The sequence below is a fragment of the uncultured Pelagimonas sp. genome (genome assembly GCF_947498515.1).
Taxonomy (GTDB): Bacteria; Pseudomonadota; Alphaproteobacteria; order Rhodobacterales; family Rhodobacteraceae; genus Pelagimonas.
The window spans coordinates 1-26698 of the sequence record NZ_CANMKO010000009.1; the positions used below are offsets into that span (position 1 = coordinate 1).

Annotated in this window: 26 protein-coding genes; 17 read left to right on the plus strand and 9 right to left on the minus strand. The window is 55.2% G+C overall.

Annotated elements, in window-relative coordinates; genetic code table 11:
- The coding region (locus Q1A43_RS16670; protein ID WP_299937036.1) for a calcium-binding protein at window positions 1–1640 on the plus strand (1640 nt) is incomplete at its 5' end.
- A 109-nt stretch (window positions 1641–1749) separates the two neighbouring features.
- Window positions 1750–2793, plus strand: coding sequence for a TIGR03032 family protein (locus tag Q1A43_RS16675; RefSeq protein ID WP_299937038.1), 1044 nt, complete (start codon window positions 1750–1752; stop codon window positions 2791–2793).
- Window positions 2794–3135: 342 nt separating this feature from the next.
- On the opposite strand, the gene Q1A43_RS16680 is transcribed toward Q1A43_RS16675, so the two are convergent.
- Both Q1A43_RS16680 and Q1A43_RS16685 read right to left on the minus strand, forming a co-directional pair.
- The gene (locus tag Q1A43_RS16680; protein ID WP_299937041.1) at window positions 3136–3768 is read right to left on the minus strand and encodes a glutathione S-transferase; all 633 of its coding nucleotides are present in this window, start codon (window positions 3766–3768) and stop codon (window positions 3136–3138) included.
- Window positions 3769–3774: 6 nt separating this feature from the next.
- Window positions 3775–4701, minus strand: coding sequence for an MYG1 family protein (locus tag Q1A43_RS16685; protein WP_299937042.1), 927 nt, complete (start codon window positions 4699–4701; stop codon window positions 3775–3777).
- Window positions 4702–5013: 312 nt separating this feature from the next.
- Between Q1A43_RS16685 and Q1A43_RS16690 the strand changes: the two genes are divergently transcribed.
- A complete protein-coding gene (locus tag Q1A43_RS16690) occupies window positions 5014–5790 on the plus strand; it encodes an HpcH/HpaI aldolase/citrate lyase family protein (RefSeq protein ID WP_299937045.1) in 777 nt (258 codons plus the stop codon).
- On the opposite strand, the gene modC is transcribed toward Q1A43_RS16690, so the two are convergent.
- From modC to modA, 3 genes are read right to left on the minus strand one after another with little or no spacing between them, the layout of a single operon-like run.
- The gene (gene modC / locus Q1A43_RS16695) at window positions 5787–6872 is read right to left on the minus strand and encodes a molybdenum ABC transporter ATP-binding protein (RefSeq protein ID WP_299937048.1); all 1086 of its coding nucleotides are present in this window, start codon (window positions 6870–6872) and stop codon (window positions 5787–5789) included. The genes Q1A43_RS16690 and modC overlap by 4 nt on opposite strands.
- Window positions 6872–7561 (minus strand): molybdate ABC transporter permease subunit, encoded by a 690-nt coding sequence (modB, locus tag Q1A43_RS16700; protein WP_299937050.1) that lies wholly within the window; start codon window positions 7559–7561, stop codon window positions 6872–6874. The genes modC and modB overlap by 1 nt, the downstream gene beginning before the upstream one ends.
- Window positions 7562–7564: 3 nt before the next feature.
- Window positions 7565–8341 carry a molybdate ABC transporter substrate-binding protein gene (gene modA / locus Q1A43_RS16705; RefSeq protein WP_299937053.1) on the minus strand — a complete coding sequence of 259 codons (777 nt, stop codon included), beginning with the start codon at window positions 8339–8341 and terminating at the stop codon, window positions 7565–7567.
- 185 nt (window positions 8342–8526) lie between these two features.
- Between modA and Q1A43_RS16710 the strand changes: the two genes are divergently transcribed.
- Both Q1A43_RS16710 and Q1A43_RS16715 read left to right on the plus strand, forming a co-directional pair.
- Window positions 8527–9744, plus strand: a complete 1218-nt coding sequence (locus Q1A43_RS16710) for a threonine synthase (RefSeq protein WP_299937056.1) — start codon at window positions 8527–8529, stop codon at window positions 9742–9744.
- A gap of 136 nt (window positions 9745–9880) precedes the next feature.
- Window positions 9881–10417, plus strand: coding sequence for a hypothetical protein (locus tag Q1A43_RS16715; RefSeq protein ID WP_299937059.1), 537 nt, complete (start codon window positions 9881–9883; stop codon window positions 10415–10417).
- A gap of 95 nt (window positions 10418–10512) precedes the next feature.
- Here the strand turns inward: Q1A43_RS16715 and ugpC are convergent, their stop codons facing one another.
- Together ugpC and Q1A43_RS16725 are read right to left on the minus strand one after the other, a co-directional pair.
- Window positions 10513–11571, minus strand: a complete 1059-nt coding sequence (ugpC, locus tag Q1A43_RS16720; protein ID WP_299937061.1) for a sn-glycerol-3-phosphate ABC transporter ATP-binding protein UgpC — start codon at window positions 11569–11571, stop codon at window positions 10513–10515.
- 16 nt (window positions 11572–11587) lie between these two features.
- Window positions 11588–12379, minus strand: coding sequence for an IclR family transcriptional regulator (locus Q1A43_RS16725; protein WP_299937064.1), 792 nt, complete (start codon window positions 12377–12379; stop codon window positions 11588–11590).
- 151 nt (window positions 12380–12530) lie between these two features.
- Between Q1A43_RS16725 and Q1A43_RS16730 the strand changes: the two genes are divergently transcribed.
- The 8 genes from Q1A43_RS16730 (at window position 12531) to Q1A43_RS16765 (ending at window position 21941) form a co-directional block, all read left to right on the plus strand.
- Window positions 12531–13781, plus strand: coding sequence for an ABC transporter substrate-binding protein (locus Q1A43_RS16730; RefSeq protein WP_299922846.1), 1251 nt, complete (start codon window positions 12531–12533; stop codon window positions 13779–13781).
- A gap of 102 nt (window positions 13782–13883) precedes the next feature.
- Window positions 13884–14789: a carbohydrate ABC transporter permease gene (locus tag Q1A43_RS16735; RefSeq protein ID WP_299922848.1), complete on the plus strand. Its 906-nt coding sequence runs from the start codon at window positions 13884–13886 to the stop codon at window positions 14787–14789.
- Between the two features lie 14 nt (window positions 14790–14803).
- Window positions 14804–15652, plus strand: coding sequence for a carbohydrate ABC transporter permease (locus tag Q1A43_RS16740; protein ID WP_299922850.1), 849 nt, complete (start codon window positions 14804–14806; stop codon window positions 15650–15652).
- Window positions 15649–17697 carry an alpha-galactosidase gene (locus Q1A43_RS16745; RefSeq protein ID WP_299937066.1) on the plus strand — a complete coding sequence of 683 codons (2049 nt, stop codon included), beginning with the start codon at window positions 15649–15651 and terminating at the stop codon, window positions 17695–17697. Before Q1A43_RS16740 ends, Q1A43_RS16745 begins: the two co-directional genes overlap by 4 nt.
- Window positions 17694–18602, plus strand: a complete 909-nt coding sequence (locus tag Q1A43_RS16750) for a 2-dehydro-3-deoxygalactonokinase (protein ID WP_299937068.1) — start codon at window positions 17694–17696, stop codon at window positions 18600–18602. The genes Q1A43_RS16745 and Q1A43_RS16750 overlap by 4 nt, the downstream gene beginning before the upstream one ends.
- Entirely contained in the window at window positions 18599–19204 is a 606-nt protein-coding gene (locus Q1A43_RS16755; protein ID WP_299937069.1) for a 2-dehydro-3-deoxy-6-phosphogalactonate aldolase, read from the plus strand. The genes Q1A43_RS16750 and Q1A43_RS16755 overlap by 4 nt, the downstream gene beginning before the upstream one ends.
- Window positions 19201–21135: a beta-galactosidase gene (locus Q1A43_RS16760; protein WP_299937071.1), complete on the plus strand. Its 1935-nt coding sequence runs from the start codon at window positions 19201–19203 to the stop codon at window positions 21133–21135. The genes Q1A43_RS16755 and Q1A43_RS16760 overlap by 4 nt, the downstream gene beginning before the upstream one ends.
- Window positions 21132–21941 carry a shikimate dehydrogenase gene (locus tag Q1A43_RS16765; protein WP_299937073.1) on the plus strand — a complete coding sequence of 270 codons (810 nt, stop codon included), beginning with the start codon at window positions 21132–21134 and terminating at the stop codon, window positions 21939–21941. Before Q1A43_RS16760 ends, Q1A43_RS16765 begins: the two co-directional genes overlap by 4 nt.
- Here Q1A43_RS16765 and rlmN read toward each other — a convergent pair.
- On the minus strand, window positions 21931–23121 hold the full coding sequence (gene rlmN, locus Q1A43_RS16770) for a 23S rRNA (adenine(2503)-C(2))-methyltransferase RlmN (protein WP_299937074.1): 1191 nt from the start codon (window positions 23119–23121) through the stop codon (window positions 21931–21933). The two genes, Q1A43_RS16765 and rlmN, sit on opposite strands and share 11 nt — an antisense overlap.
- A 139-nt stretch (window positions 23122–23260) precedes the next feature.
- On the opposite strand from rlmN, the gene Q1A43_RS16775 reads away from it, so the two are divergent.
- Together Q1A43_RS16775 and Q1A43_RS16780 are read left to right on the plus strand one after the other, a co-directional pair.
- On the plus strand, window positions 23261–23566 hold the full coding sequence (locus Q1A43_RS16775; protein ID WP_299922863.1) for a hypothetical protein: 306 nt from the start codon (window positions 23261–23263) through the stop codon (window positions 23564–23566).
- 7 nt (window positions 23567–23573) lie between these two features.
- The gene (locus Q1A43_RS16780) at window positions 23574–24278 is read left to right on the plus strand and encodes a YafY family protein (RefSeq protein WP_299937077.1); all 705 of its coding nucleotides are present in this window, start codon (window positions 23574–23576) and stop codon (window positions 24276–24278) included.
- A 35-nt stretch (window positions 24279–24313) separates the two neighbouring features.
- Here Q1A43_RS16780 and Q1A43_RS16785 read toward each other — a convergent pair whose 3' ends face one another.
- Window positions 24314–24850: an invasion associated locus B family protein gene (locus Q1A43_RS16785; RefSeq protein WP_299922867.1), complete on the minus strand. Its 537-nt coding sequence runs from the start codon at window positions 24848–24850 to the stop codon at window positions 24314–24316.
- Between the two features lie 199 nt (window positions 24851–25049).
- Between Q1A43_RS16785 and Q1A43_RS16790 the strand changes: the two genes are divergently transcribed.
- Together Q1A43_RS16790 and Q1A43_RS16795 are read left to right on the plus strand one after the other, a co-directional pair.
- On the plus strand, window positions 25050–26063 hold the full coding sequence (locus Q1A43_RS16790; RefSeq protein WP_299937080.1) for an asparaginase: 1014 nt from the start codon (window positions 25050–25052) through the stop codon (window positions 26061–26063).
- Between the two features lie 92 nt (window positions 26064–26155).
- Window positions 26156–26680: a hypothetical protein gene (locus Q1A43_RS16795; RefSeq protein WP_299937082.1), complete on the plus strand. Its 525-nt coding sequence runs from the start codon at window positions 26156–26158 to the stop codon at window positions 26678–26680.
- The last annotated feature ends 18 nt before the right edge of the window (window positions 26681–26698 follow it).

The following is a 26698-nucleotide window of genomic DNA, read 5'->3' on the forward strand; positions in this document are numbered from 1 at the left end:
ACGGCAGCGGCGACGGATACATCACCGCCATCCGCTTTAACGACACAACCCCAACCGACTTCGCGGCCGCGAATTTCACCCCGCCGTACCCACCCGACGGCAGCGTCCCTTTAGGTGTTGTGCTGACTGGGACAGCTGGGGCTGACTCTCTGACGGGTACGATTGGGGCGGATACCATTATTGGACTTGAGGGCAACGACACGTTGACCGGGGCCGCTTCCGGAGATTCGATTGACGGTGGTACGGGATCGGATCGTCTCTTGGGCGAGGCTGGGGATGATGTTTTGCTCGGTGGTGACGGGGCGGATTCGCTTTATGGTCAGGACGGTGATGATGTCTTGGAAGGCGGTCTGGGCAATGACCGTCTGGACGGCGGTCGCGGTTCCAACGTGCTTCGCGGCGGCGACGGCGACGACTATATGAGCGGCTACAATAGCACCGGAAATCTGTTTGAAGGCGGGCTCGGCGACGATACGGTCTACGGATACAACGCAGGCGGCGACAACGTCGTTCTGGGTGGCGACGGTGACGACGAGCTACAGATTTATCACAACAACGGCACAGGCGGATCGAACCAAATGGACGGCGGCCTGGGCAATGACCAAGTCTATGCGAGCGGCGACAACAACACGATTACCGGCGGTGACGGCAACGACACGATTGGCGGCGGTGGTCTTGTGGACGGCGGGGCCGGTCATGACCAGATGTACGGCGGCACCAATGCGCAAGATACGTTGCTTGGCGGGACTGGAAATGACTCCATTTCCGGTGTCGGATCGCGCGCTTCCGACGTCGTGGATGCCGGTGATGGGAACGATTTGGTACAGCTCTCTGTCGAGGCCAATTACAACACTGTTTCGACCGTAACGCTTGGTGCCGGAGCAGATGTGGTGCGTTTGGACGGTTTGTATCAGAGCGGCACGGGGCATACTGTGATCACCGACTTTGATGTGACCGAGGATGTCATCGACATTGATCTCTACCTGACCGCCCGTTTGACAGGGTGGGACGGGGCGTCCAACCCGTTTGGGGCCGGGTTTATGCGCCTGCAGGCCGATGGAACCGACACCCTTTTGCAGATCGATACCAACGGCAGCGGCGACGGATACATCACCGCCATCCGCTTTAACGACACAACCCCAACCGACTTCGCGGCCGCGAATTTCCTTGTCGATGTGGCGACCAGCGAAGGCTATGAGCCCGATGGCAGTGGCATCTTTGGGAATACGGTAACTGGAACCGCCGCAGCGGATAACCTAGTTGGAAGCATAGGAGATGACCAACTAAATGGGCTTGCTGGCGACGACAGCATCGATGGTGGAAACGGTGCGGATAGTCTCTCTGGTGGCGGCGACAACGACACCCTTAGCGGCGGATTTGGCGATGATACCCTAACCGGGGGCAGCGGTTCTGATGTCTTCGTTTTCAACACCGGTACAGGGAACGACGTCATTACTGATTTCGATGAAACTGTCGATCTGGTTCAGCTAGCCGGTGGTGTAAGCATTGTCACAATGGGTGAAATTGATACCGACGGAATTGGCGGCAACGATGCAACGCTTGTGATGTTGTCGGATCAAAGTTCGGTGCTTCTGGAAAACGTCGTTGGCTTAGTGGATCCCGCAGATTTGCTCAGTTGAGACACTGGCTTTGGTCAGCGTCTTGCGGGCTGGCCTTGGGCGTTGCATTTTGTGAACCAATTGGTGTGCCCCATCAATCGGTTCACAAATGGAATAGGTGAAAAGATACATGGAATTCCACTTCTCGCGACTATTTCCGGCATGGCTAAAATCGCAAAGACTAAGTTTGGCGGTTTCAGCCTACCAAGTTGGCAAACTGTTGCTCATTGGGTCAACAGAAGATGGTCGTGTTTCCATATTTGACCGAAGTTTTCCGAGGTGCATGGGGATCAGCCTAACGCAAAATGGCTTTTTTGTTAGCACCCTGGCACATTTATGGGAGTTTTCAGACTTTGGGGCCGACCATGCCGTGACTGGTGGTTATGACACAGCCTATGTTCCATTGAAAACGCATCTAGTTGGCGATGTGGACATTCACGATGTGTGTACCACATCAGATAACAGCCCGCTTTTTGTTGTGACACGGTACAATTGTATTGCTGGACTCTCTGACACAAGAAATTTTGAGGTAAAGTGGACCCCACCATTTATCGACAAAATTGCCGCCGAAGACCGGTGTCATCTCAATGGGTTAGCTATTGATGAAGAAGGAGCCCGGCTTGTTACTGGATTGAAAATGTCCAACGTGTCCGATGGTTGGAGAAGAAAAAGATCAGGCAATGGATTTTTGATGGATGTCCAAAGCAATAAGATATTATTGTCTGATTTACACATGCCACATTCCCCAAGATTGCACGATGGGAAAGCTTACTTTCTGGAAAGCGGTCGTGGTACACTTTGCTCAATGGATTTGGAAACGCAAAAGGTTCAAAATATTTGCGCTTTTCCTGGGTTCCCAAGAGGGCTCGCTTTTCACGGCCGCTATGCGATAGTCGGAGTTTCTCGCGAACGTAGCGGCAGTGGTGGTTTTGGTGACTTGCCGCTGCAAGCTAAATTACAGGATGACGGCATTGAACAAGCGTGCGGTATTTTCGTCATTAATTTGCTAACGGGTGATATTGAGCACTCCATAGAGTTTTCGCAAGGTGTCGATGAATTGTTTGATGTGTGCCCATTGCCAGGGGTTCGGCAGCCGATGGCGTATGGAACCAACTTGGACGATTTGAGGCTCATTGTGAAACCAACTATTGGGTCGCAGTATTCTACAAAGTAGCGATTCAAGAATTCACCTTTGACTCATACACAAAGATTTGTTGGACGGTTCAGATTGTGCGTTTCCTCCGGTCTGAAAGCCACCCCAAAGCGGTGTCCCAAATACTCTTAGGAATTCAAAACCTGTGTCGGGCTTGGGTGCCTGCTAGCCGTTTGGCTGGCGATTAGTGCCGTTCCCCTTCCGATTGCGACTATTCGAAAACAACGCGGCTAAGATAGTTTTCCGCTTATCCCTAAGAATTTAACCGCGAGCGAAGCAGCCTCCGGATACAATATTCAAGTCGTGTTGCTGCAACCAAATTCTAAAACATTTTATTTTACACTGCATAAGAAACAAAGGCGCTTAAAAAGGTGGGAAAGTATTTCCCTGAGTATTTTCATGCCAAGGTGAGTGTTTTTGCATGATCCGAGAAAACTTTTCACTGGTTGTAAAACGGTCTAGCCAGCCGGCTACAGAGTGAAACTGACCATCTTGAAATTTCGCTATGTCGATATTCGCGAACTGTCTCACAAATGGTAAAATGGCGTAATCGGCCAAAGTTGGGCGGTCGAATATCCATGTGTCAATTTTCTCATCCAAGGCGGAGAGAAACTCATTGGCAAGGCGTCGTTCAATTGTTTCATCGGCATCTGGATAGCGAGTGATATACTTTGTTCGGTCCAGATTTTCTTTAAAGGGGCCGTCGCATCTTTCTATCCATTCAAACCCTTCATCAGGCATAATCAACCAGCTTTCTGGATCATGCTGGTTAAGAGACCACTTCATAATATCCAGGCTTTCGTCGATCACGCCTTTGTTGTGCACCAAACAAGGAACCGTTGCGGATGGTGACGCAGCCAAAAACGACGGCGGCTTGTCTCTTAGAACAACCTCACGCAATTCAGTTTTAACTTGTGAGCTGTCTATAGCGAGGCGTGCCCGCATTGCATATGGACACCGTCGAAAGCTGTACAAAATGGGTGTTTGGCTGGACATGTTAGTCTACTTGCTCAACACATTGTCTACAGCGATTTGAGCCATGGCCAATATGGCTTTTCTCGACGTTGCCGCCGCAATGAACAACCCGTTGTGACAAAAAGTTGCGCCTGTTACGCCCGACACACGTTCTAGGTCAATATTGGTCAAACCGCCCCATTCTTGTGGTAGGTTCGCACGTAATTCAAAGCTATCTTTTGTGGTTCGGATGCCGCCGAGAGCCCAATCCCCTTGGCCCCTTGGGTGGACAACGAACAACAAGTGTTCTGCTTTTGCACTATTAACCGCACTCCAAAAGGGCATGCCCTTAGGGAGTTCGAGAACGTGTTTCCCTTCGGATTCCTTTATCGCCAACTTCACGAGGTTTTCTGCCCGTAAATGAGCTGCGGCTTGTGAGACTTGGGCTTCGATGAAAAGTTTGGCCACTTTGACCGCGTCATGGAATGCCAAGTTTTCCCCTTCGGCCTTCTCTGAATCAAAGGTCGGTTTTAACGTTTCAAGAAGGTTGGGAAGTGTTAAAGGAGACAAAATATCGGCGACAGACGGGTCTATTGCGCCATTATCCAAAAGATCGATGGGGAGAACGAAACTGGTGTCGATGCTCTTGTGAACGATCTCTATTTGGTCGGTGGGAACGTTTTGTGTCCCAAGATACGCTCTCCCAAAATGCTCCCATATGAGCCCGAATGAGCTATAGGGTTGACCATCTTTGCGGAGGGGGGCCCCGCGTTGATGGTGGTCATAAGCATGAATAGACGCATCAAAAACGCCACCGACATCATAGACTATTTTGTCGGGAGACGCGGAAATCCACTCTTTCGAACGACTGCGAACTATCTTCGCACTCGGAAACAATGTGGACAGTACCGCAGTTGAACAAAGCTCATCTGCGTGAAAACCACCGGAGTGCGTAACTAGATATTCTGGGTTCATTTCGCCTCCGGCTTCGCTCAGGTTACTTTCTACAAGCTAAATGAGGATTAATCCCCTCAAAAAGTAACTTTCAACTGCTGCTTTTGTTTTAAACTGCCCGTCATAAGTTGCAGGGCGATTTTCGGTTCGAGAACGAAATCGTCGGATGATTTCAAACCGTCGACGAAAGGACTTGCCGAGCTGGACATCCCGCGTCAACACTTCCGCAAACCCGGTTTTCAGGTTGACTTGATCTGGGTGTCGCCGAAAAAGCGAAACAATACAATCTAGGTTAGATAAAACACCATCGTACGTTCGCTAGGAGAAACACATATGCCAGCCCCTCTTAATCCTCTTAAACAAGCGTTGAAAAGCAAGGAGCTGCAAGTTGGTTGCTGGGTTGGTTTTGGCAACTCCTATACAACTGAAATCATGTGTTCGGCGGGATTTGATTGGCTTTTGGTAGATGGCGAACACGCACCCAACGATTTGCGCTCGATCATGTCACAGCTGCAGGTTATCGATCCGTCGCCGGCCCATGCTGTGGTGCGGGTGCCTGTGGGTGACGTTGCATTGATGAAGCAGGTTCTTGAGATTGGGGCGCAATCAATCTTGGTTCCTATGGTTGAAAGCGTTGAACAAGCTTCCGAGTTGGTGCGATCGGTTCAGTATCCGCCGCGCGGCATTCGTGGCGTTGGTTCTGCTTTGGGACGCTCGTCAGGATTTGCAGCCATTCCGGACTATGCGACCACAGCGGACGATCAGATTTGCCTGATCTTGCAGGTCGAAAACCGTTTGGGTTTGGACGCCTTGGATGGGATTTTGGCGCTTGATAATGTCGATGCGGTTTTTGTAGGGCCTGCGGATCTCGCCGCCGATTTGGGCCATCTTGGCAACCCGTCGCACCCGGATGTTGAGGCGATCATCGCCGAGACCTTGCAAAAAATTACGGCCTCTGGGAAAGCTGCCGGAATCCTGACCACCGACTTGGCCGCTGCAAAGCGCTACGTCGATCTTGGGGCGACATTTGTTGGGGCAGGGATCGACGTGACTTTGTTCGCGCAGGCCGCCCGGGCGCTTGGGCAATCGGCCCAGAACCTCAAGGATTAAGCGCCACCTACATCTTGGGGGGCGACCGACACGGTTTTGACCACCGCATGACACGGGGTACCCTCGCGCAACTCCATGGCATTGGCGGAGCGCCGGGTCACACGTGCCAGTATTTTGCCCGCAGGTGTTACGAGCGACACGATCGCGCCGGGGCCATCTCCGGCGCGAATGGCTTCGATTGTCCCCGGCAGGATATTCAGGGCGGAAAGACCTTCGGGCCGGTGGCGGGACAAGATAACATCCTGTGCCGCAATCCGAACCCGCACCTCAGAGCCGATGGGTTTTGAGAGTTTAGGCAGAAACAAGGGAATCCCCCCGGCCGACAACTCGCTCAACCCATCCGAGTGGTGCGCCGTTATTTTGGCTTGCAAGATTGCCCCTGCGGCACGTACGCCGGTCGGCGTAAAGCTTGGGTCGCTCAACACATCAGCGGCGCTCCCCTGGCGGGCTATTTTGCCATTTTCCAAAGCGACGACCGTTGTGGCCAGACGGGCAACTTCGACGGCGGAGTGGCTGACATACAGAATGGGCACCTTTGTTTCGTCGCGCAGGGTCTCAAAATAGGGCAAAATCTCTGCTTTGCGGGCGTCGTCCAATGCGGCAAGGGGCTCATCTGCCAGAATTAATTCTGGACCCGCGAGAAGGGCGCGCCCAATGGCAATGCGTTGTTTTTCCCCACCGGATAGGCCCACTGGTCTTCGCTCAAGCAAATCACCAATGCCCAACATCTCAACAACCCGCGAAAGGCTTACCTTGCGCGCACCGCGGGGGGCAAACCATTGTCCGAACTTCAGGTTTTGGAGAACGCTAAGATGCGGAAAAAGCCGCGCGTCTTGGAAGACATAGCCAAGGCGACGTTTGTGAACCGGGAGGTTAATACCTGCCGAGCTGTCGAAAAGCATCCGATCATCGACTATGATCCGCCCTGTGTCGGGGCGCAACAAGCCGGCGACGGCGTTGATCACGGTCGTTTTGCCGGTTCCTGAACGACCAAATAAAACGGTCAAACCATCCGGAGCCTCAAAGCTTAGGTCGAAATGCGTGTCCCCAAGCCGATGTTGTATGTTGACAGACAGCCCCATCAGCGACCGATCCTTTGTGCCATCCGTCGGGCGAGAACTTCGGATAGGATCAACGCCCCAAGCGCAACGACAACTGAAATAGCGACCAAACGAAGGGCCGATGCCTCACCACCCGGCACCTGTAGGAACGCGTAAATTGCCGAGGGCAGGGTTTGGGTTTGTCCGGGTATGTTTGAGACAAAGGTGATGGTCGCGCCAAATTCCCCCATGGCTTTGGCAAAGGCCAAAATAGCCCCGGCAAGAACACCGGGAAGGATCAGCGGCAGGGTTACAGTCACAAAGACCCAAACCCGAGATGCCCCCAGCGTTGCGGCGGCTTCTTCCAATTTTGGATCGACCGCCTCTATCGACAATCGCATGGCCCGAACCATCAAGGGAAAACCCATGATCGCGGCGGCCAATGCTGCTCCGGTCCAGCGAAAGGCCAATGTAATGCCCATGTCATGTAGGATCGACCCGACCGGCCCACGAATGCCAAAGGTCAGCAAAAGCAAATAGCCGGTGACAACAGGCGGCAAAATAAGCGGCAGATGCACCAACCCGTTTAGGATTTGGCGCCCCGGAAAATCCCACCGGGCCAGCGCATAGGCGATGAACAACCCAAAGGGTAAGGCCAAAGCCGTCGCCCAAAGCGACACGCGCAAAGATAGGGCGACCGCGCTCCATTCTTCGGGGCTTAGCCAATCCATGGCTTATTCCACCAGCACGGAAAACCCGTACTTTTCAAAGATTGATTTGGCCTGTGCACCTTGCAGATAAGTCATCAGGGTTATGGTCGCGTCTTCGGTGGTGATGGCAACCGCCGGGTATTGAATGGCTGGGTGGCTATCACCGGGAATGCGCGCCGCAATGTGAACACGCGGATCGGCCAGTGCGTCGGTTGCGTAGACAATTCCAAACGGGGTCTCGCCAAGGGCGACCAAGGCCAAAGCGGCGCGGACATTGTCAACCTGAGCCGCCAAGGGCGCGATCTCATCCCACTGGCCCAAGTTTTCAATAGCGGCTTTGCCGTAAATCCCGGCTGGTACGGACTGTACCATGGCCATGGCCAACCGACCGCCATCCATCAGCGTGGCTAAGTCGATGGCCTTCCAATCAAGCGCGGCTTGAGGCGTATGAGAAATCAAAACCAATTGGTTGCCGAGCAAGTTTATCCGAGTATCCGCGCGTACCGCCCCTTTGCCTTCAAGATAGTCGACCCAATCGCTGTTGGCCGACACAAACACGTCAGCTGGGGCACCTAACTCTATCTGTCGCGCCAAGGCCGAAGACCCTGCATAAGACACGGTGGCCTTATGGCCAGTTTCCGCCTCAAAGCCGGCAACGGCCTCGTCCAACGCATTCTTGAGGCTGGCGGCGGCGAACACCGTAACGTCGTCGGCGCGCACAGGGGAGGCGAGCAAAAACACCAAAGCCGCCAGCCCAGCAAGCCAGCCGCGAAAGAATGATGTGATCTTGTTACCGGTCATTTGCCCAATTGAATGACATGTCGGCGCGCGCGCATCTAGCGCAAAAAGCTACACCCATGGTCGTACAGCAATTTTGCAGCGGTTAATCGGCGATTTGTGTTTTCTTTATCAGAGTTTCCAACCTTGCCGAGCCATGGGCCGCCCCCCTAGCAAAGCGTGAACCCGCGCGCGAAAGGACCACGCATATGAGCTTTGTTACCCATTTAGAATGTTCGCTGACTGGCAAAATCTATCCGGCGGGTCAGGTGCACGGGTTGTCCGAAGCTGGGCGTCCTCTTTTGGTGCGCTATGATTTGGAGGCGATGAAAGCCAAGCTCAGCAAAGAAGAATTGGCCACGTCCAAGGTCCCCGGTTTCTGGCGCTATGCCGATTTCTTGCCGGTTGCGGACGCCGAGAACAGGGTGTCGTTGGGCGAAGTTATGACACCGATTATACCACTTGAGCAAAGTGCGCATCATCTTGGCGCGCAATCGGGCAACGTTTTGGTCAAAGACGAGGGCCGCCTGCCAACAGGGTCGTTCAAAGCGCGCGGTTTGTGCCTTGCTGTGTCGATGGCCAAGGAGTTTGGGTTAAAGCATCTGGCGATTCCGACAAACGGAAATGCAGGCGCCGCGATGGCGGCCTATGCGGGGCGCGCCGGTATGAAATCAACCGTGCTCTGCCCGTCGGACACGCCAGACATCAACATCCGTGAAATTCAATCGCAAGGTGGTGACACCTATATGGTCAACGGCTTGATCAACGATTGCGGCAAGATCGTTGGGCAGGGCAAAGAAAGCGTTGGCTGGTTCGATATTTCCACCCTCAAAGAACCCTATCGGATCGAAGGCAAGAAAACGATGGGTCTTGAGCTGGCCGAACAGCTTGGGTGGCAGCTGCCAGACGTGATTTTCTACCCAACCGGTGGTGGCACTGGGTTGATCGGCATGTGGAAGGCCTTTGCCGAGTTGAAGGAAATGGGGTGGATCGACGGGCCAATGCCGCGCATGGTCGCCGTACAGGCCACCGGTTGTGCGCCCATCGTTAAGGCGTGGGAAGAGGGTGAGGAACACGCCCCATTGTGGGAAAACGCCCACACCGTTGCGGCCGGAATTCGGGTGCCGATCGCTGTCGGTGATTTCTTGATTATCCGCGCGGTGCGCGAGTCAGATGGGTTCGCGATTGCGGTCCCGGACGAAGAGATCATGGCCATGCGCGACGCAATTGCCGCCGATGAAGGGCTGCTTTTGTGCCCTGAAGGTGCTGCAACCGCAGTCGCTTATAAACAAGCGCTTGCCGCCGGTCAGATCAAGAAAACCGACAAAGCCGTGCTTTGGAACTGTGCGACGGGCCTGAAATACCCATTGCCCGAAGTGAGTGGTCGTTTGGATAAAGATGCAGACATCGATTTCGGTCAGTTTTGACCCCGATTTTTGTTAAATAGTATGAAAAAATGCGGCCTGCCCAAGGAGGAACCTTTGGGTAGGCAGGGAAATTGAAACGTTGCGCGCGTAAACTTTGGCGGCCGGAAGAAAACCGGTGGTTAAAGAGAAGTGTGTGATGATGATGATTCAAGGCGGTATGCCGCCAATGGGCATGATGGGGCAGGGCTCTGGCAGCCTTAGTAGCGATCAAAAACAAGGGTTGGATGACGTTCTCTCCAACTATGATACCAAAAACCTTTCATACGATGATGCCAAGGCCGTTGTTGAGGCGATAAAAGAGCTTGGCGTACGGCCGGGTCACGGGTTGGCCCAAGCGTTGAACGGGTTGGGCATTGATGCGCGAGAACTAGCCCAAAAGGCAGGTTTGGGTGCGCCCGGTGAGGGTGACCTAGGTGGTGGCAAAGGTCCGGGTGGCACCGGTGGTCCAAGCAGTGGTGGCGGGCCGGGTGGCCCCGGTGGTCCGGGCGGTAGTGGCGGCGCTCAAGGCCCTGATAGCGCAGCAGTCCAAACACTTCAGTCAGTTGTCGAACAGTTGCAAGAATCCCTGTCCGAAAGCGATGATGACACAACCGATTTCACCTCGCTGCTTTTGGAAAAACTGGATGAGGCGGGTGTTGATACCTCAGCCCCAATCGTAGATTTCCGCGTTTAAGACTAGGCTCCGATTTGCGTCGGTGCTTTAAATCTAAAGCAAAAAGACGCGCCGCTTGTGGCGGCACGTCTCTCTATATTAGACACTAACTGTAGTTAACGCAGGCGCTTTTCCGTTTCGCCGTCAAAGAACATGGTGTTCTCCAGGGCAAATTCGATGCTGACCTTGGACCCTTCGGCGATTTCTTCGTCACTGTCGGTCTCAACCGTGATTTTGTCACCCGCTTCGGTCAGCAGATAGTCATAGGCCACGCCGCCCAAACGTTCGCGGATGTCCAAAGTGAGATCATCCCCGGTCTCATCAATAGTGATGTGTTGGGGGCGAACGCCTACCAATACCGGTTTACCATCGGCGGGAAGGGTGACATTGGCCTCGATCGTGCGGTTCAGATCGGTTAGGCGAACTTTGCCGCCATCGACGACACCGCGCAAAAAGTTCATCGAAGGTGAACCGATAAAGCCTGCGACGAAGCGATTGTCGGGATTTTTGTAAAGCTCCATCGGAGAGCCAACCTGCTCGATCACCCCGGCGCGCAACACGACGATTTTGTCGGCCAAAGTCATGGCTTCGACCTGATCGTGGGTCACATAGATCATTGTCGCGCCGATTTCTTTGTGCAGGCGAGCGATTTCGACGCGCATATCAACACGCAACTCAGCGTCTAGGTTCGACAGGGGTTCATCAAACAAGAACACCTCTGGGCCGCGAACAATCGCGCGTCCAATGGCAACCCGTTGGCGTTGACCACCAGATAGCGCCTTGGGCTTACGTTTCAGGTAGTCATCAAGTTTCAAAATACGGCTGGCTTCACCCACTTTTTTCTGGATTTCGGCCTTTGGCACTTTGTTCATTTTCAGGCCAAAACCCATGTTTTCTTCGACCGTCATGTGCGGGTAGAGCGCGTAGGTCTGGAACACCATGGCCACGCCGCGATCGGCCGCATCCATTTGGGTCACGTCGCGCGCGCCGATGCTTATCTGGCCGCCGCTGGTTTCTTCTAGCCCGGCGATCATGCGTAGCAGGGTGGATTTACCGCAGCCCGACGGGCCGACAAATACACAGAACTCACCCTCTTCGATTTGCAGATCCACATTGTGGATGACCTGCGTGTCACCATATTTCTTCACAGCATTGTTTAGCGTGACGCCAGACATTGTGGTCTCCTTGGGTTTACGCAGGGAACTGCCAGGATTCGGCAGCCTCAGCGATCTTTTGTGCAGTTTCGGTCAGCGCGGGCCGCAGCGTTGTCAGCTCGTCCAGCGATTTGAGTTGCGTCGATGTGGTGATCGACATCGCCCCAAGGACCCGGCCGTTTGAGCCAAGGATCGGGGCGGAAATGCAAATGATGCCCGGTTCGTGTTCTTCGCGGTCAAAGGCGATACCGTCGGCGCGGATGGCATCCAGCTCGGCTCGAAAATCGTCGGCGTTTGCGATGGTACCGGGTGTATGAACAAAGAAAGATTGCCGTTGAATGGCGGCTTCGCGGGCCTCGTCATCAAGATGTGCGATCATCGCCTTACCAACGCCCGTACAATACCCGGGGCCAACCTTGCCCGCCGCAGAAAACATTTCGATTGGTTTCAGGGCATTGCGCTTGTCGACATAGAGAACTTGCCCTTCATCGAGTTGGGCAAGGTGGATGGTTTCGCCAACTTCGCGCGACAAGTCATCAATAAAAGGGCGGGCAATCGGGGCCAACGAGCTTTGCTGCCACGCGGCGTGGGCCAATCGAACCAAACGCAACCCCGGCGCGTAAGTTTGATGTGATTCGTCATAGGCCAACATGCCTTGATTGGTCAGGGTCTGAACCAAACGATACAGGGTCGCCTTGGGGTGAGGGGATTCGCTAAGCAATTCGCCAAAGCGTACTGGCCGACCTTTGGCTGCAACCAAATCGAGCACTTCCAATGCCTTGCCGACAGTTCCATCGGTAGATGCCTTGGGTTTTACCTGACTGTTCATAAGCGTCTCCTCCCGCGATCTCATTAGCAGGACCTAACGAGACTGTTGACAGTCCTAGCCCGAATCCGACATAGTTTCAATAGTTGGAAACTTGTTTCATTATTTGGAACCAAAAATGAAACGCCCGACAACAAGCAATTGGGAGGACACCATGCTTAAGAAATTCGCTTCGGTTGCAGGCGCACTGGCCCTGTCGACCGCACTCGTTACACCGGCCATGGCCGAGCTGAGCGGCAAACTTCGTATTATTTCGGATATGTCGAACCCGGCACCGCGCGCGATCATGGAAGGCCTGGCGGCTGACTTTGACGCAATGCACCCTGGCCTTGAGGTCGAAGTTGAGATCGTTGATCGTGAAGCTTGGAAAAGCCAGATCCGCAATGCTCTGACTGCAAATTCCCCTGACGTCATCAACTGGTATGCCGCCAACCGCATGGGCCCCTATGTCAACGCTGGCCTGTTCGAAGACATCTCGGACATGTACGCAAATGGCGACCTGCCGGGTCTGGATAGCGTCAAGGGCGCGATGACTTTGGACGGCAAGCAGTACGGCGTTCCCTACACATACTACCAGTGGGGTATCTACTACCGCGAAGACATCTTCAAAGAGTTGGGCCTGTCAGAACCAGCAACCTTTGACGAAGAAATGGCCAACTGTGCCAAAATCCTCGAATCCGGGCGCAAGTGCTACACCATTGGTTCCAAATTCCTTTGGACCGCTGGCGGTTGGTTTGACTACATGAACATGCGCACCAACGGCTTTGACTTCCACATGAAGTTGGCCACGGGCGAAGCATCGTGGACATCGGATGAAGTGCGCGAAACATTCGCAAACTGGCGCAAGCTGATCGATATGGGTGCCTTCATTGACGATCACCAGACCTACAGCTGGCAAGAAGCTCTGCCCTTCATGGTCAAAGGCGAAGCTGCAGCGTATTTGATGGGCAACTTCGTTGTGCCACATCTGCGTGAAGGTGGCATGACCGACGATCAGATCGACTTCTACCAGTTCCCAAAGATCGCGGATGTTCCGATGGGCGAAGATGCCCCAACCGACACATTCCACATCGCTTCGGGTGCTCAGAACAAAGAAGCGGCACGTGCCTTCCTTCAGTATGTGACGTCGCCTGACGTGCAGACCAAGATCAACGGCCCAGAAGGCCTTGGTCAGCTGCCAGTCAACGCGGGTTCGAGCGTTGCGGATGATGAATTCATCACGCAAGGCTTTGACATGCTGTCAAACAATGCAACTGGCGGTATTGCTCAGTTCTTTGACCGCGATTTCCCGGCGGAAATGGCCTCCATCGGTATGGAAGGTCTGCAGGAATTCATGGTGTTCCCGGACAACCTCGACGACATCCTGAACCGTCTCGAGTCTGCGCGTGAGCGTATCTACAAGTAATCCAGTTTGCGCCCTGCCACTTGGTGGGGCGCATTCCTTCGGGGCATTCGCAAGCAGTAGATGACTGTTTTCGCATTCGCCGGTTCTTTGGGAGGATAAGACATGAGCACAGCACATCAGAGCTGGGCCAAGCGAAATCGTATGACCCTGACCCCCCTGCTGTTCTTGCTGCCGGGGATCTTGTTTTTTGCGGCCTATGTGATCATTCCGATTTTTCAGAGCTTCAACATTTCGCTCTATGAATGGGATGGTTTGGGTGAGGCAACCTATGTTGGCACCCGCAACTACGAAGAGCTTCTGACCGATCGCAACTTCGAAATCTCGCTCTGGAACAACGTTAAATGGTTGGTCCTATACCTTCTGGCGATCCCGGCGGGGTTGTTCATCGCTCTGTTCTTGAACCAGACGGTTTTTGGCATCCGACTATACAAGTCGCTGTTTTTCTTCCCTTTCGTCATCTCTCAAGTTGTCGTTGGTCTGGTCTTCTCTTGGTTCTACCTCCCGCGCGAAGGTCTGCTTAATGCGGTTTTGACGACGCTGGGTATGGATACAATCAACGTTCTTGGCGACCCGACATTGGCGACCTACGGGATCATCGCCGCCGGTCTTTGGCCGCAAACGGCCTATTGCATGATCTTGTACCTGACCGGGCTCAATGCCGTTGATCCCGAACAAGTCGAAGCCGGGCGTTTGGACGGGGCGAAGGGGCTCAAAATGCTGTGGTATGTGATCTTGCCTCAGCTGCGTCCAGCTACCTTTATTGCCTTCGTTGTGACCATCATCGGCGCACTCCGCTCGTTTGACCTGATCTCGATCATGACGAACGGTGGGCCGTTTGGCTCAACGCGGGTCCTGTCGTTCTACATGTTTGAAAAGGCGTTGTCGGAATACGGATTCCGCATGGGCTACGGATCGGCCATCGCTGTTGTCTTGTTCTTTATCATGTTGTTCTTCATCGCTTATTTCTTGTGGTCAATGTACCGCGAAGAACGCCAATCGCGTCATTAAGGGAGGTATCAGACATGTTTCCGACACCTATTCAAAAACAATCCCGTGGCGCACAGATCGCCTATCAATCGCTGCTACCGGTGGCGTTGATCATGTGGCTGTTGCCATTGCTTGCGGTTGGTTTGTTCTCTGTCCGGCCGCTGGCCGATTTCACCAACGGTAACTATTGGGGTGTGCCCTCGTCGTTCGAGTTTGCGACCAATTACGGGAAGGTTTTCTTTGAATCGGATATGCCGCGTTACCTATGGAACTCGGTTCTGATCACTGTGCCGACGGTGATTGGTGCGGTTGCCCTATCTTGCATGACCGGTTTTGCGCTGGGCATTTATCGCTTCAAAGGCAACTTGCTGATCTTTTTCCTGTTCATTGCTGGCAACTTCGTACCCTTCCAGATCCTTATGGTTCCGGTGCGCGATCTGACCGTGTCCGCGGGCCTGTATGATACCAAACTTGGGCTGGTTTTGTTCCATATCGCCTTCCAAACCGGGTTTTGTACCTTGTTTATGCGCAACTTCATTCGGGCTCTGCCATTTGAGTTGATCGAAGCCGCGCGGGTCGAAGGTGTCGCAGAATGGCGGATATTTTGGTACGTGGTGCTACCGTTGATGCGCCCGGCGATTGCCGCGCTTTCGGTGTTGATCTTCACCTTTATCTGGAATGACTACTTCTGGGCGATCGTGTTGACCCAAGGCCCGGACTCACAGCCCGTGACCGCCGGTATCACCTCGTTCAACTCGCAATTTGTGGCGCAATACCACTTGATGAGCGCGGGATCGATCGTGGCGGCATTGCCACCGGTGGCGATGTTCTTCCTGATGCAGAAACACTTTATCGCAGGTCTGACTCTGGGGGCTGTTAAGTGAAGACTTGGCGGATTGATACACCTAGCCAAGCCTTGGTCTTGGCCTCTGATGGCGGCATACCTGCTGCCGTCTATTGGGGCCCGGCCCTGCCTGAATGTGATCTAAACGCCATTGCTGCACAGGCCGAAGTCGATGTGACAGGCGGGATGATTGACCGTTTGCCACCGATCTCTTTGTGTCCTGTCGAAGGCGATAGCCTGCATATGCAGCCGGGGCTGGTCGCCTATCGTGATGGTCAGGCTTTGCATCCGCAATTCAAGTTGATCGACGGGAATGGTCAGCACTTTACGGTGCGCGATGACGCGCTCGGACTGACCCTTTCTTTTGCCTTTGACGCCATAGGTGACGTGATCGAAGCGCAAACCGTGATCAAGGCGGATGACCCGATTACTCTGCATCACCTTTCTGCCCCTGTTCTTCCCGGCCCACAATCGGGGGATATTCGCCATTTCTCGGGCCGTTGGATCGGAGAGTTTCAGGCCGAGCGTAGCCCTTGGGGGCCGGGTGTTTTCAAACGCGAAGCGCGCTCCGGGCGATCGGGGCACGAACACCCGCCCTTGGCACTTTTCTGTGAAACGGGATGTACCAATACCCAAGGCACGGCCTTTGGGATGCACTATGGTTGGCCCGGTGGTCATGCCATGAGTGCCGAGGAATTGCCTGACGGTCGTCGGCAAATACAGTGGGGCCACACAACCGGTAGCCATGGCACAGGCCTACAGTTTGAAACCGGGCGGCTTGTCCTGTCGGTTTCGACCACCGGGTTAAACGGCTGTGCAACCGCCTTTCAGCGGCATATCCGAGACGATGTCGTCACCTGGCCAAAGCCGGATACGCCACGCCCGGTGCATTATAATTGTTGGGAAGCGATCTATTTTGATCACGATCTCGATACGCTTAAGGACATCGCGAAGCGTGCTGCCGATCTGGGGGCTGAACGGTTCGTCTTGGATGACGGCTGGTTTGGCAAGCGTGATGACGATACCTCGAGCCTTGGGGATTGGGACATTGATCCGCGCAAATGGCCCGACGGCCTAACCCCAATTATTGAGCATGTCCAAAGATTGGGCATGACCTTTGGCCTGTGGTTCGAACCGGAAATGGTCAACCTCGATAGTGATTTGGCCCGCGCCCATCCTGAATGGATTTTGGGTCGGGTTGATCAGATCGAAGGCCGCCAGCAGAGCGTGTTGGACATGGCAAATCCGGATGTTCGCGACCATCTGTTTGGTAAGATCAGCGCGGTACTTGGGTCGCATGACATTGACTATGTCAAATGGGACCACAACCGGTTGCTGCCGACCCCCGATGCCACGCAGGCGCATGGGACATTGGAGCTGATGGCGCGCTTACGGGCCGCCCATCCGTTGGTTGAAATCGAAAGCTGCGCCTCTGGCGGTGGTCGGATAGACACCGGAATTTTGCGCCAAACCCAACGTGTCTGGCTTTCGGATAGCAACGACGCGTTGGAACGATTGCGCATTCAACATGAGGTGGCGCTTTTGCTTCCGTCCGTGGTGACGGGCTCGCATGTCGGCCCGCGCAAGTGCCATACATCGGGCCGGGTGATGGATATTCGCTTCCGGGCGTGGGTGGCGGCGCAACGCCACTTGGGGTTTGAGATGGACCCACGCGAACTGACCGAGGATGAGGCAGAGATCCTTCGGGATGTCACATCGTGGTGGAAAGACAACCGCGATTGGATGTGCCGCGCCGATATTTTGCGCCTTGATAGCAATGATGACGCGGTGATTGCTGAACAGCAGTTGGCCGAGGATGGATCACGCTTTGTGGTCTTTGCCGGCAAGGCGACCAGCGGCACGCAAATTCTTCCGCGCCCACTTCGATTGACGGGGCTGACATCTGACGCGACCTATCGTATTTGCCTGCGCAACCGAGGGGAGGCACCGGGCCTTTCGCGCGCAAAACCGGCCTTAAAACAAGGGCCGGTCGAGTTGAGCGGTGAATTTCTTATGCGTCATGGCCTGACCCTGCCATGGAGCTTCCCTGAAACCATGTGGGTACTTGAGGGAGAGCTGTTGTGAGTGACCTTGCCTGGATCGCCGTGGATTGGGGAACATCGCATTTGCGCGTATGGCTGATGGATGGCGCGGGACGTGTTTTGTCACGATCCGAATCCGATAAAGGCATGAGCAAGTTGACAGCCGCCGATTATGAGGCCGCTTTGTTAGAGTTGGTTGGAATTGATCTTCCCAGCGATGTTCAAATTCCGGTTGTTTGTTGTGGCATGGCCGGGTCTCGCCAAGGGTGGTTTGAGGCCCCCTATGCCACCGCGCCTTGCGCCGCACCGACAATCGAACAAGCAACCCGCGTTTCGACGCAAGACAGCCGGCTGGATGTGCGTATCCTTCCCGGCATCAAACAGGACAAGCCCGCCGATGTGATGCGCGGTGAGGAAACCCAGATCGCAGGTTTTCTTGCGGCGGAACCCAAGTTTGATGGGGTGTTATGTTTGCCCGGAACCCACAACAAATGGGTGCACATCAGTGCCGAAGAAGTCGTAAGTTTTCGCACCTTTATGACCGGGGAACTATTCGCTCTGATCGGTGGTCAATCGGTTCTGCGGCATTCTCTTGGCGCGGATGGATGGGACGATGCGGCTTTTCTTGACGCCGTTTCCGAAGGCATGTCGCGCCCGGCGGCGCTCGGCTGTGATCTCTTTGCGTTGCGGGCTGAATCTTTGCTGCATGGGTTGGGGCCAGTAGCGGCGCGGTCGCGTTTGTCTGGGCATCTGATCGGCATGGAACTGGCGGCTGCGCGCCCCTATTGGTTGGGGCGGGATGTGGCCGTTTTAGGCGAAGATGGTATCGCCAAGGCGTACATGAGTGCCCTCAACGCTCAAGGCGCTATGCCCCGCGCCATCAATGCCGAAGACATAACTCTACGCGGTTTAACTGCCGCCTATACCTCCCTTAAGGATGCTCAATGACGCGCGAAATCATCGCCATTCTCCGTGGCCTAAAACCGTCCGAAGCGATTGAAATCACCGATGTTCTTATTGCCGCCGGGATCACCAAGATCGAAGTGCCGCTGAACTCGCCTGACCCGTTTGATAGCATCGCAGCAATGATCAAACACGCCGGAGATCGCGCCGTGATTGGTGCGGGAACGGTCCTTGAGGTTGCTCAGGTTGACAAGCTCGCCGTGATTGGCGCGCAAATGGTGGTGTCCCCTGATGCCTTCCCGGATGTGATCCGCGCGACCAAGGCGGCGGGCATGTTGTCCTACCCCGGTGTTTTAACCCCGAGCGAGGCCTTTTCGGCCTTACGCAACGGTGCCGATGGTTTGAAATTCTTTCCGGGCTTCAAGCTCGGAACCGAGGGCCTCAAAGCGCTCAAGGCTGTGCTGCCAGCCGGAACCAAAACCTATGCCGTAGGTGGCGCAGGGCCGGATAATTTTGGCGATTGGATTGCAGCCGGGGCCACGGGTTTCGGCATCGGCTCCAATATCTACAAGCCGGGCTATAGCGCCAGTCAGGTTGCGGATCTGGCAGCGGAGATTGTGGCGGCCTATGATGAGGCCAAGGCATGAAACGCACACTAGGCACCTGTTACTATCCTGAACATTGGCCCGAAGAGATTTGGCAACAAGATGCCGAGCGTATGGTCGAGGCGGGTTTGACATGGGTGCGCATTGGCGAATTTGCTTGGTCGCGGATTGAACCGACCCCCGGCGATCTACGGTGGGAATGGTTGGATCGTGCGATTGACGTGTTGGGCAAGGCGGGGCTTAAGGTGGTGCTGGGCACTCCTACTGCGACTCCTCCGCGTTGGGTCGTCGACAAACATCCCGATATGGTTGCGGTCGATGAAAACGGCAATCCACGCAAGTTTGGCTCGCGTCGGCACTATTGCTTTAGCCACACGGGGTATCTTGAGGAGTGCCGCCGGATTGTGACGCTGATGGCGGAGCGTTATGGCGCAAACCCATTTATCGCCGCGTGGCAAACCGACAACGAATATGGCTGCCATGGCACCATCGTGAGCTATTCCGACGCCGCCCGCGACGCCTTTCGCCTTTGGCTGTCCGAGAGATATGACTCGGTTGAGGCCATGAATGAGGCCTGGGGCAATATCTTTTGGTCGATGGAATACAATTCCTTTGATCAGGTGGATTTGCCTAACCTAACCGTGACCGAACCGAACCCAGCTCATAGCCTTGCGTTTCATCGGTTCTGCTCCGATCAGGTGGTGGTGTTTAACCGGATGCAGGTCGACATTTTGCGCGCCAATTCCAGCGCCCCGATTGCGCATAACTATATGGGGAAGATCACCGGATTTGATCACTATGATGTTGGCGCTGATCTCGATATCGCCAGCTGGGATAGCTACCCCCTTGGTTTCCTTGAGGATCGTTTGGGTGCTGAACGCGAGCATCAGATCGATTTTGCCCGCCAAGGAGACCCGGATTTTCAGGCCTTTCATCACGACCTGTATCGCGCCGTTGGGGCCGCCAAAGGCAATAAACCAGTCGAGCAGGGCCGTTGGTGGGTGATGGAACAACAACCGGGTCCGGTGAACTGGGCCCCGTACAACCCGGCCCCTCTGCCGGGGATGGTTCGTCTCTGGACGTGGGAAGCCTTTGCCCACGGGGCCGAAGCCGTGTGTTATTTCCGCTGGCGTCAGGCCCCGTTTGCACAGGAACAGCTCCACGCAGGTATGTTGCGACCCGATAGCAAGGATGCCCCGGCGATCCATGAGGCGCGCCAAGTACGTGACGAACTTGTTGGCGCGCCCGAGGTTCAGCCGAAGCAGGCCCCTGTCGCGTTGGTGTTTGACTATGTGTCAGACTGGATGTGGACGGTGCAACCGCAAGGGCAGGGGTTGAGCTATTTCTTTCTCGTTCTGGACACCTATCGCGCCTTGCGCCGCGCGGGGCTCACTGTTGACATCGTGCCTTTGCGCGCCGATGTGTTCGACGGCTACAAAGCCATCTTTGCGCCGGGCCTGATGCACTTGCCTGATGACATCAAAACGACGCTTGCCCAAAGCGACGCGCAGGTTGTCATTGGTCCACGCACCGGCGCGCGGGATGCGGATTTTGTGATGCCACATGCGCCGCTTCCACCCGCGATGCCGGGGATGGATGTGACTGTCTCACGGCTTGAAACTCTGCGTCCGGATATGCCTATTCCACTCGATGGTGGCGGTGCGATCACGCGCTATTTCGAAGAAATCGAAGGCAGCGGCGAAGTTGTGTTGCAGACCGAAACCGGCGCGCCAGTTGCCATGCGCGAAGGCCACATGACCTATATGGCGGGTTGGGGTGATAGCGATGCGATGGATCGCTTGCTTGCATTGATTGGCGGTGACGCTGGTCTGGAAATGCGCCAGCTTCCCAAAGGGTTGCGCACCCGAGAAACCGCAACGGAACGCTTCTGGTTCAACCACACAACGGACTCTATCGAGGTCGATGGCCATACTCTGCCGCCTGCGGGTGTGCTTCGGGTGCCATTGGCATGAGCATCAAGGTCGGGCTGATCGGGCAGGGGATTTCTGCATCGCGCAGCCCGGCCATGCACGAAGCCGAAGGTCGGCGGCAAGGGGTGGACCTTTGCTATGATCGCTTTGATACCAAGGACGATCACCGTTCTCTATCCGAACTGCTTACCACGGCGCAGGCCGATGGCTATGCCGGTCTCAATATCACCCATCCTTTCAAACAATCGGTGATTGGTCTCCTTGATCAAACCTCGGACGCCGCGCGGCAAATCGGGTCGGTCAATACGGTTGTTTTTGATGGCACCAAGCGTATCGGCCACAACACGGATTGCCCCGGTTTTGCTCAGGGATTCGGGGAGGGGCTTGCGGATGCTGCACTGGAGACGGTCACGCTTGTGGGCGCCGGTGGTGCCGGTCTGGCGGTTGGTTTTGCGCTGCGCGACCTTGGGGTGCAAAATTTGCTGATTGTTGATCGGGATCAGGGCATGGCACAAACATTGGCGGCCCGGTTGGGCACTATCGCCGAGGCCGTTCCGGACATGTCACACCCCACCCAAGGGTTTGTAAACGCGACGCCCATGGGCATGGCCTCCTACCCCGGTAGCGCCATTCCCGCCAACATTCTGACCCAAGACCATTGGGTCGCCGACATCGTCTATTTCCCGTTGGAAACCGAATTATTGCGCCATGCGCGGGCGCTGGGCTGTGCGACCTTGTCCGGGGCGGGCATGGCGGTGCATCAGGCGGCGCTAAGCTTTGAGCTATTCACCGGCCAAAAGGCCGATGCCACCCAGATGCGTGCGACTTTCGAAGCCTTTACGAATTAAGGCCCGCTTCTGCTTCAATTTGCTTGCGTGATTTGCGCGCCCGTTCGGTCGCCGATTTCAACTGACCACAGGCGGCCATGATGTCTTCGCCGCGGGTTTTGCGAATGGGCGAGGCATAGCCCGCTTGATAGATGATATTGGCAAAGGCGCGAATGCGGTTGTTCGAAGACCGTTTGTAGGGCGCACCGGGCCATTCATTGAACGGGATCAAGTTGATCTTGGCCGGAATGTTGTGGCTTTTGATGTGGTCAATCAGACGATGCGCATCTTCGTCCGTATCATTTACCCCATGCAGCATCACATACTCAAAGGTGATGCGCTCTGAATTTGACACTTTCGGATAGCTCGCCAAGGCACCAAGCAACTCCTCGATGTTCCAACGCTTGTTGATCGGCACAAGCTTGTCACGGGTTGCGTCATCGGTGGCGTGGAACGAAATCGCCAACAGACAACCGATTTCCTCGGCGGTGCGGGCAATCTCGGGGACAACACCAGAGGTCGACAGGGTAATCCGACGGCGCGAAAGTTGAATACCTTCGGGGTCCATGGCGATCTTCATCGCATCACGGACGTTGTCGAAATTGTACAAAGGCTCACCCATGCCCATCAAAACGATGTTGGACAGCAGGCGGGTTTCATCTTTGGGCGCGCCGGGGGTCGGCCATTCATCTAGATCATCGCGCGCCATCATGACCTGACCGATGATTTCACCGGCTGTCAGGTTGCGCACCAGTTTCTGGGTGCCCGTATGGCAGAACGTACAGGTAAGTGTGCAGCCAACCTGAGACGAAATGCACAGCGTTCCGCGACCCTCTTCAGGGATGTAAACGACCTCAACCTCATGACCGCCTGCAATGCGCACAAGGTATTTACGGGTGCCATCCTCAGAGACCTGCTTGGACACCACTTCGGGGATTTCGATCACAAATTGCTCGGCCAACATGGCCCGGTAATCTTTGGCCAGATTGGTCATGCTGTCGAAATCGCGCACGCCCCATTGGTAAATCCATTGCCAGATTTGCCCAACACGCATCTTGGCCTGTTTTTCCTTGGTCCCGGCCTCGATCAGCACGTCGCGCATCTGCGCCCGTGTCAAACCAACAAGGTTCTGCTTACCGCCCTCGGGCAGTTTGCGGGGAATGGTCAATACGTCCTGCGTGATTGGCGCGTCGGCGGGCATGGGTGAGTCTCCGGGAAAACAGAGGACGCGTCTACACGATTTTGCAGCAAAAGAAAATGCACTTGGTCATCAAGGTAACTGACAGGGTGTTGTCAGTTGGGGTGCGTCACAAGCGGAACAGACAAGTAAAGGAGAAAACATGTCAGTTCTTGAAGTTGTTCGCTACCGTGTCAAAGCCGGTACCACCCCAGAGCAAGCGACAGCAGCGTGGGAAAAATCCCAAAGCTTTGCCAAGGCCCAACCGGGTTTTGTATCGCGCAAATTGGCCCATACTGAAGACGGGCTATTTGTCGATATTGTCGAATGGGTCGACATGGCGGCGGCCAAGGCGGTGCTTGAGGAATTCAAGGTCGACAAATATCCCGAGCTGGGCGACCTTGTCGCGGTTTTGGACGAAGAGACGTTGGATATTCAACATTTCAGTGTCTTGGGGCGTGAAGGGTAGGAACCAAATGCGGCGGACCGACCGGCTTTTTGAGCTTATCCAGATTATTCGTGACGGGCGGTTGCACAAGGCGACCGACTTGGCCGAAGCTTTGGAAGTGTCGGTCCGCACCATCTATCGTGACATCGAAACCTTGGTCGGATCGGGCATTCCGATCGAAGGGGAGCGGGGCGTCGGATACATCCTACGTGCTCCGATTTTCTTGCCACCGGTTTCGTTGACCGAAGTGGAGCTGGAGGCGTTGCATTTGGGGGCCGCGTTGGTGCAACGCTCTGCCGATCCAGAGTTGCAACAGGCCGCCCGTCGGTTGGTGGACAAGGTCGACCAAGTCATGCCAGACGCGCGCAAACCTCCGAGCGATGGCTGGGGTCTGGCGATTTTTGGCATGGATTCGCTTCAGGCAAGCTTTGCCCACATGCCAATTGTTCGCGCCGCCATCCGTGAAAAACAAGTTCTAGAGATCGACTATGCCCGTGCCGATGGGCAGGGAAGCCGCCGATTTATTCGCCCCTTGCAGATGGAGTATTGGGGGCAGGTTTGGACCTGTACCGCTTGGTGCGAAACGCGCGATGATTTTCGGGTGTTTCGGATTGACCGGATGCGCGGAGTTCTTGAGGCGGGGCGGAGTTTTGTCGATGAGCCGGGAAAACGGCTACGCGACTATGTCCTACGCGAAGGGTTCGAACAGGCCCAAGAAAAAGGCGAGGTTTAAGCCCCGCCCCTTTCGATCAAACTTTTTGTCGAGCGTTAGTTGCAGCGCTTGCCCGCATCCTCAACAGCGGCGGTAAAGCCGAGAAGCGAGAATGTGTCTTTGGTCACGGTGCCGCGCCCGGATTTAGCGGTTAGAACCGCGTTGGCCCCACGTTTCATCGCTGTGATGATTTTGGCATCATCCTGTGGTGTTGCGGGCCAAGCCCATTCACCTTCGGTATAAAGCTCGAACTGGGTTCCGCTGATGTTCAAATTTACAGTGGAGCCTTTTGCAAACGGATATCCGCCAGTAAAGGCAAGCTGACCTTTGACACCGGCACCGGGGCGGTGAAACACCATCAACAAGATGTCGCCACGGGTTACCGCTTTGATGCGGCCCGACGAATCTGTGTTCACGCTTTCTTTGTAGGTAGAAACCGCCCAGCATTCTTTGGGACTATCCCCCTCAAAGACCGACCAATCGGTCATGGCATCTACACGGTTTGTGCTTGCTTCTTGCGCAGCGCCCACACCAGCGGTCAGCATCAGCGCAACTGCGCCGGCTCCGATCACCCGACCAAGACCTGAAATCATTCCTGCAGCCTCCAAGCTGTCTAGCCTCATCACTCATCGCTCGCCCATTCGTTGCTTTGAACTCGGTTCGTCCGAGCATTGTGTCAATCCAAGCAAAACGTCAGGGCGAAGTTTTTTATCTCGACGGCGCGACAATAGCCTGAAACAACCAAAAACGAAAAGCCCTGTTGGCAGAATATTGCTTAGCCCCGAGGAACATATGACACGCGCACCCGAACCAATGGTTGAAATTCATCGTGGTCCCTTTGTTGAAAGCCAACATATGGGGCATGCGGTGATCTGTGATAGCACAGGTGGTATAGTCGAGGCATGGGGCGACCCAGAGGCGGTGGTGTTGCCTAGAAGCTCCGCCAAGATGATTCAGGGCCTGCCTTTGGTGATGTCGGGTGCGGCCAAGGCCTTTGGGCTTGGACCGGATCGGCTGGCTTTGGCCTGTGCGTCGCATCAAGGCGCACCCGTTCATGTGCAGGCGTTAAACACTTGGCTTAGCGAATTGGGGCTGGGTGACGGTGATCTGATTTGTGGCACCGAGGCGTCGCGTGACAAGGAATTGCGCTTTGAGATGATCCGATCCGATCAAAGTCCCTGCCGTGTGCACAACAATTGCTCGGGCAAACATTCCGGCTTTTTGACCCTGACCAAGCATTTGGGTGCGGGTTCCGACTATGTTGACCCTACCCATCCGGTGCAAAAATCGGTGCGTGAGGCATTTGAAGAGGTCACAGGAGCCGAGAGCCCCGGCTACGGCATTGATGGTTGTTCGGCCCCAAATTTTGCCACCACCATGCACGGCATGGCCCGCGCGATGGCGTTTTTCGCCTCGGCGGGCGCGCGCGGCGATGGCATGTCGCAAGCGGCCGCGCAGTTGGTTGAGGGCATGATCGCCTTTCCCGAATTGGTTGCCGGTGAAAGCCGCGCCTGTACGCATTTGATGCGCGCCGCCAAAGAGCCTGTGGCGATCAAAACCGGGGCCGAAGGATATTTCGTCGCCATTTTGCCCCAACGCGACATGGGGATTTCGTTGAAAATTGCCGATGGGGCGACGCGGGCATCTGATTGCGCCATTGCCGCCTTGTTGGTGCGTTTGGGCGTGCTGGATGCCCAAGACCCACAGGTCAAACGCTTCCTTAACCCACCGATCAAGAACTGGGACGGTCTGGTCACCGGTGAAATTCGCCCGGTGGCGGGTTTGTCCGGACTAAAAACAGGATAAAACCCGAATAAACAGGCCGGGTTTTCGCCCTCTTTTTGCCGGTTTCGCGATCTATGCCTTGGCGTGCAGAGTAGCTAATTCGGGGGCTTGTTATGTGGAAATTCGCGGTTTTGATCGCAGCGATGTTTGTTGCGGCACCCGCCAATGCGCAACAGATTTTTCAGCACAAGGAATGGCGTGTGTCGCTGGTGCCGCCGTCCAATGGGTCGCCGGGATCTTGCGCCGCTGAGACCATCAATCGCCAAGGGCAGTCGTTTATCCTTGGGGCCAATGGCATGGGAAATGCTGTTGTGCTGTTTTGGGATCGTCGGTGGGATATCCCCGCGCGGCCGCTGAAATTCGTTTTGGACGTGGACTACGAGAGGTGGTTCATGACCGGAACGGGTGATGGCCAAAGTGTGCATCTTGCCTTGGATGGCAGTCAAAAAGCCGTTGAGCTTATCGACCAACTGGCCGCGGGGCGGGCGGTTGCGCTCTATAACACCGACGGGGCCAAGCTTGCGGTGTTTTCGCTGTCCGGCTCCAAAGCCTCTATGTTCAAGCTACTTGATTGCGCCCGCTCGCTTTCTGCGGCGAACCGTGATCCCTTCCAAAGCCGGGCTGACCCGTTTCGGTGACGGGCGGGGGCTTGGTCG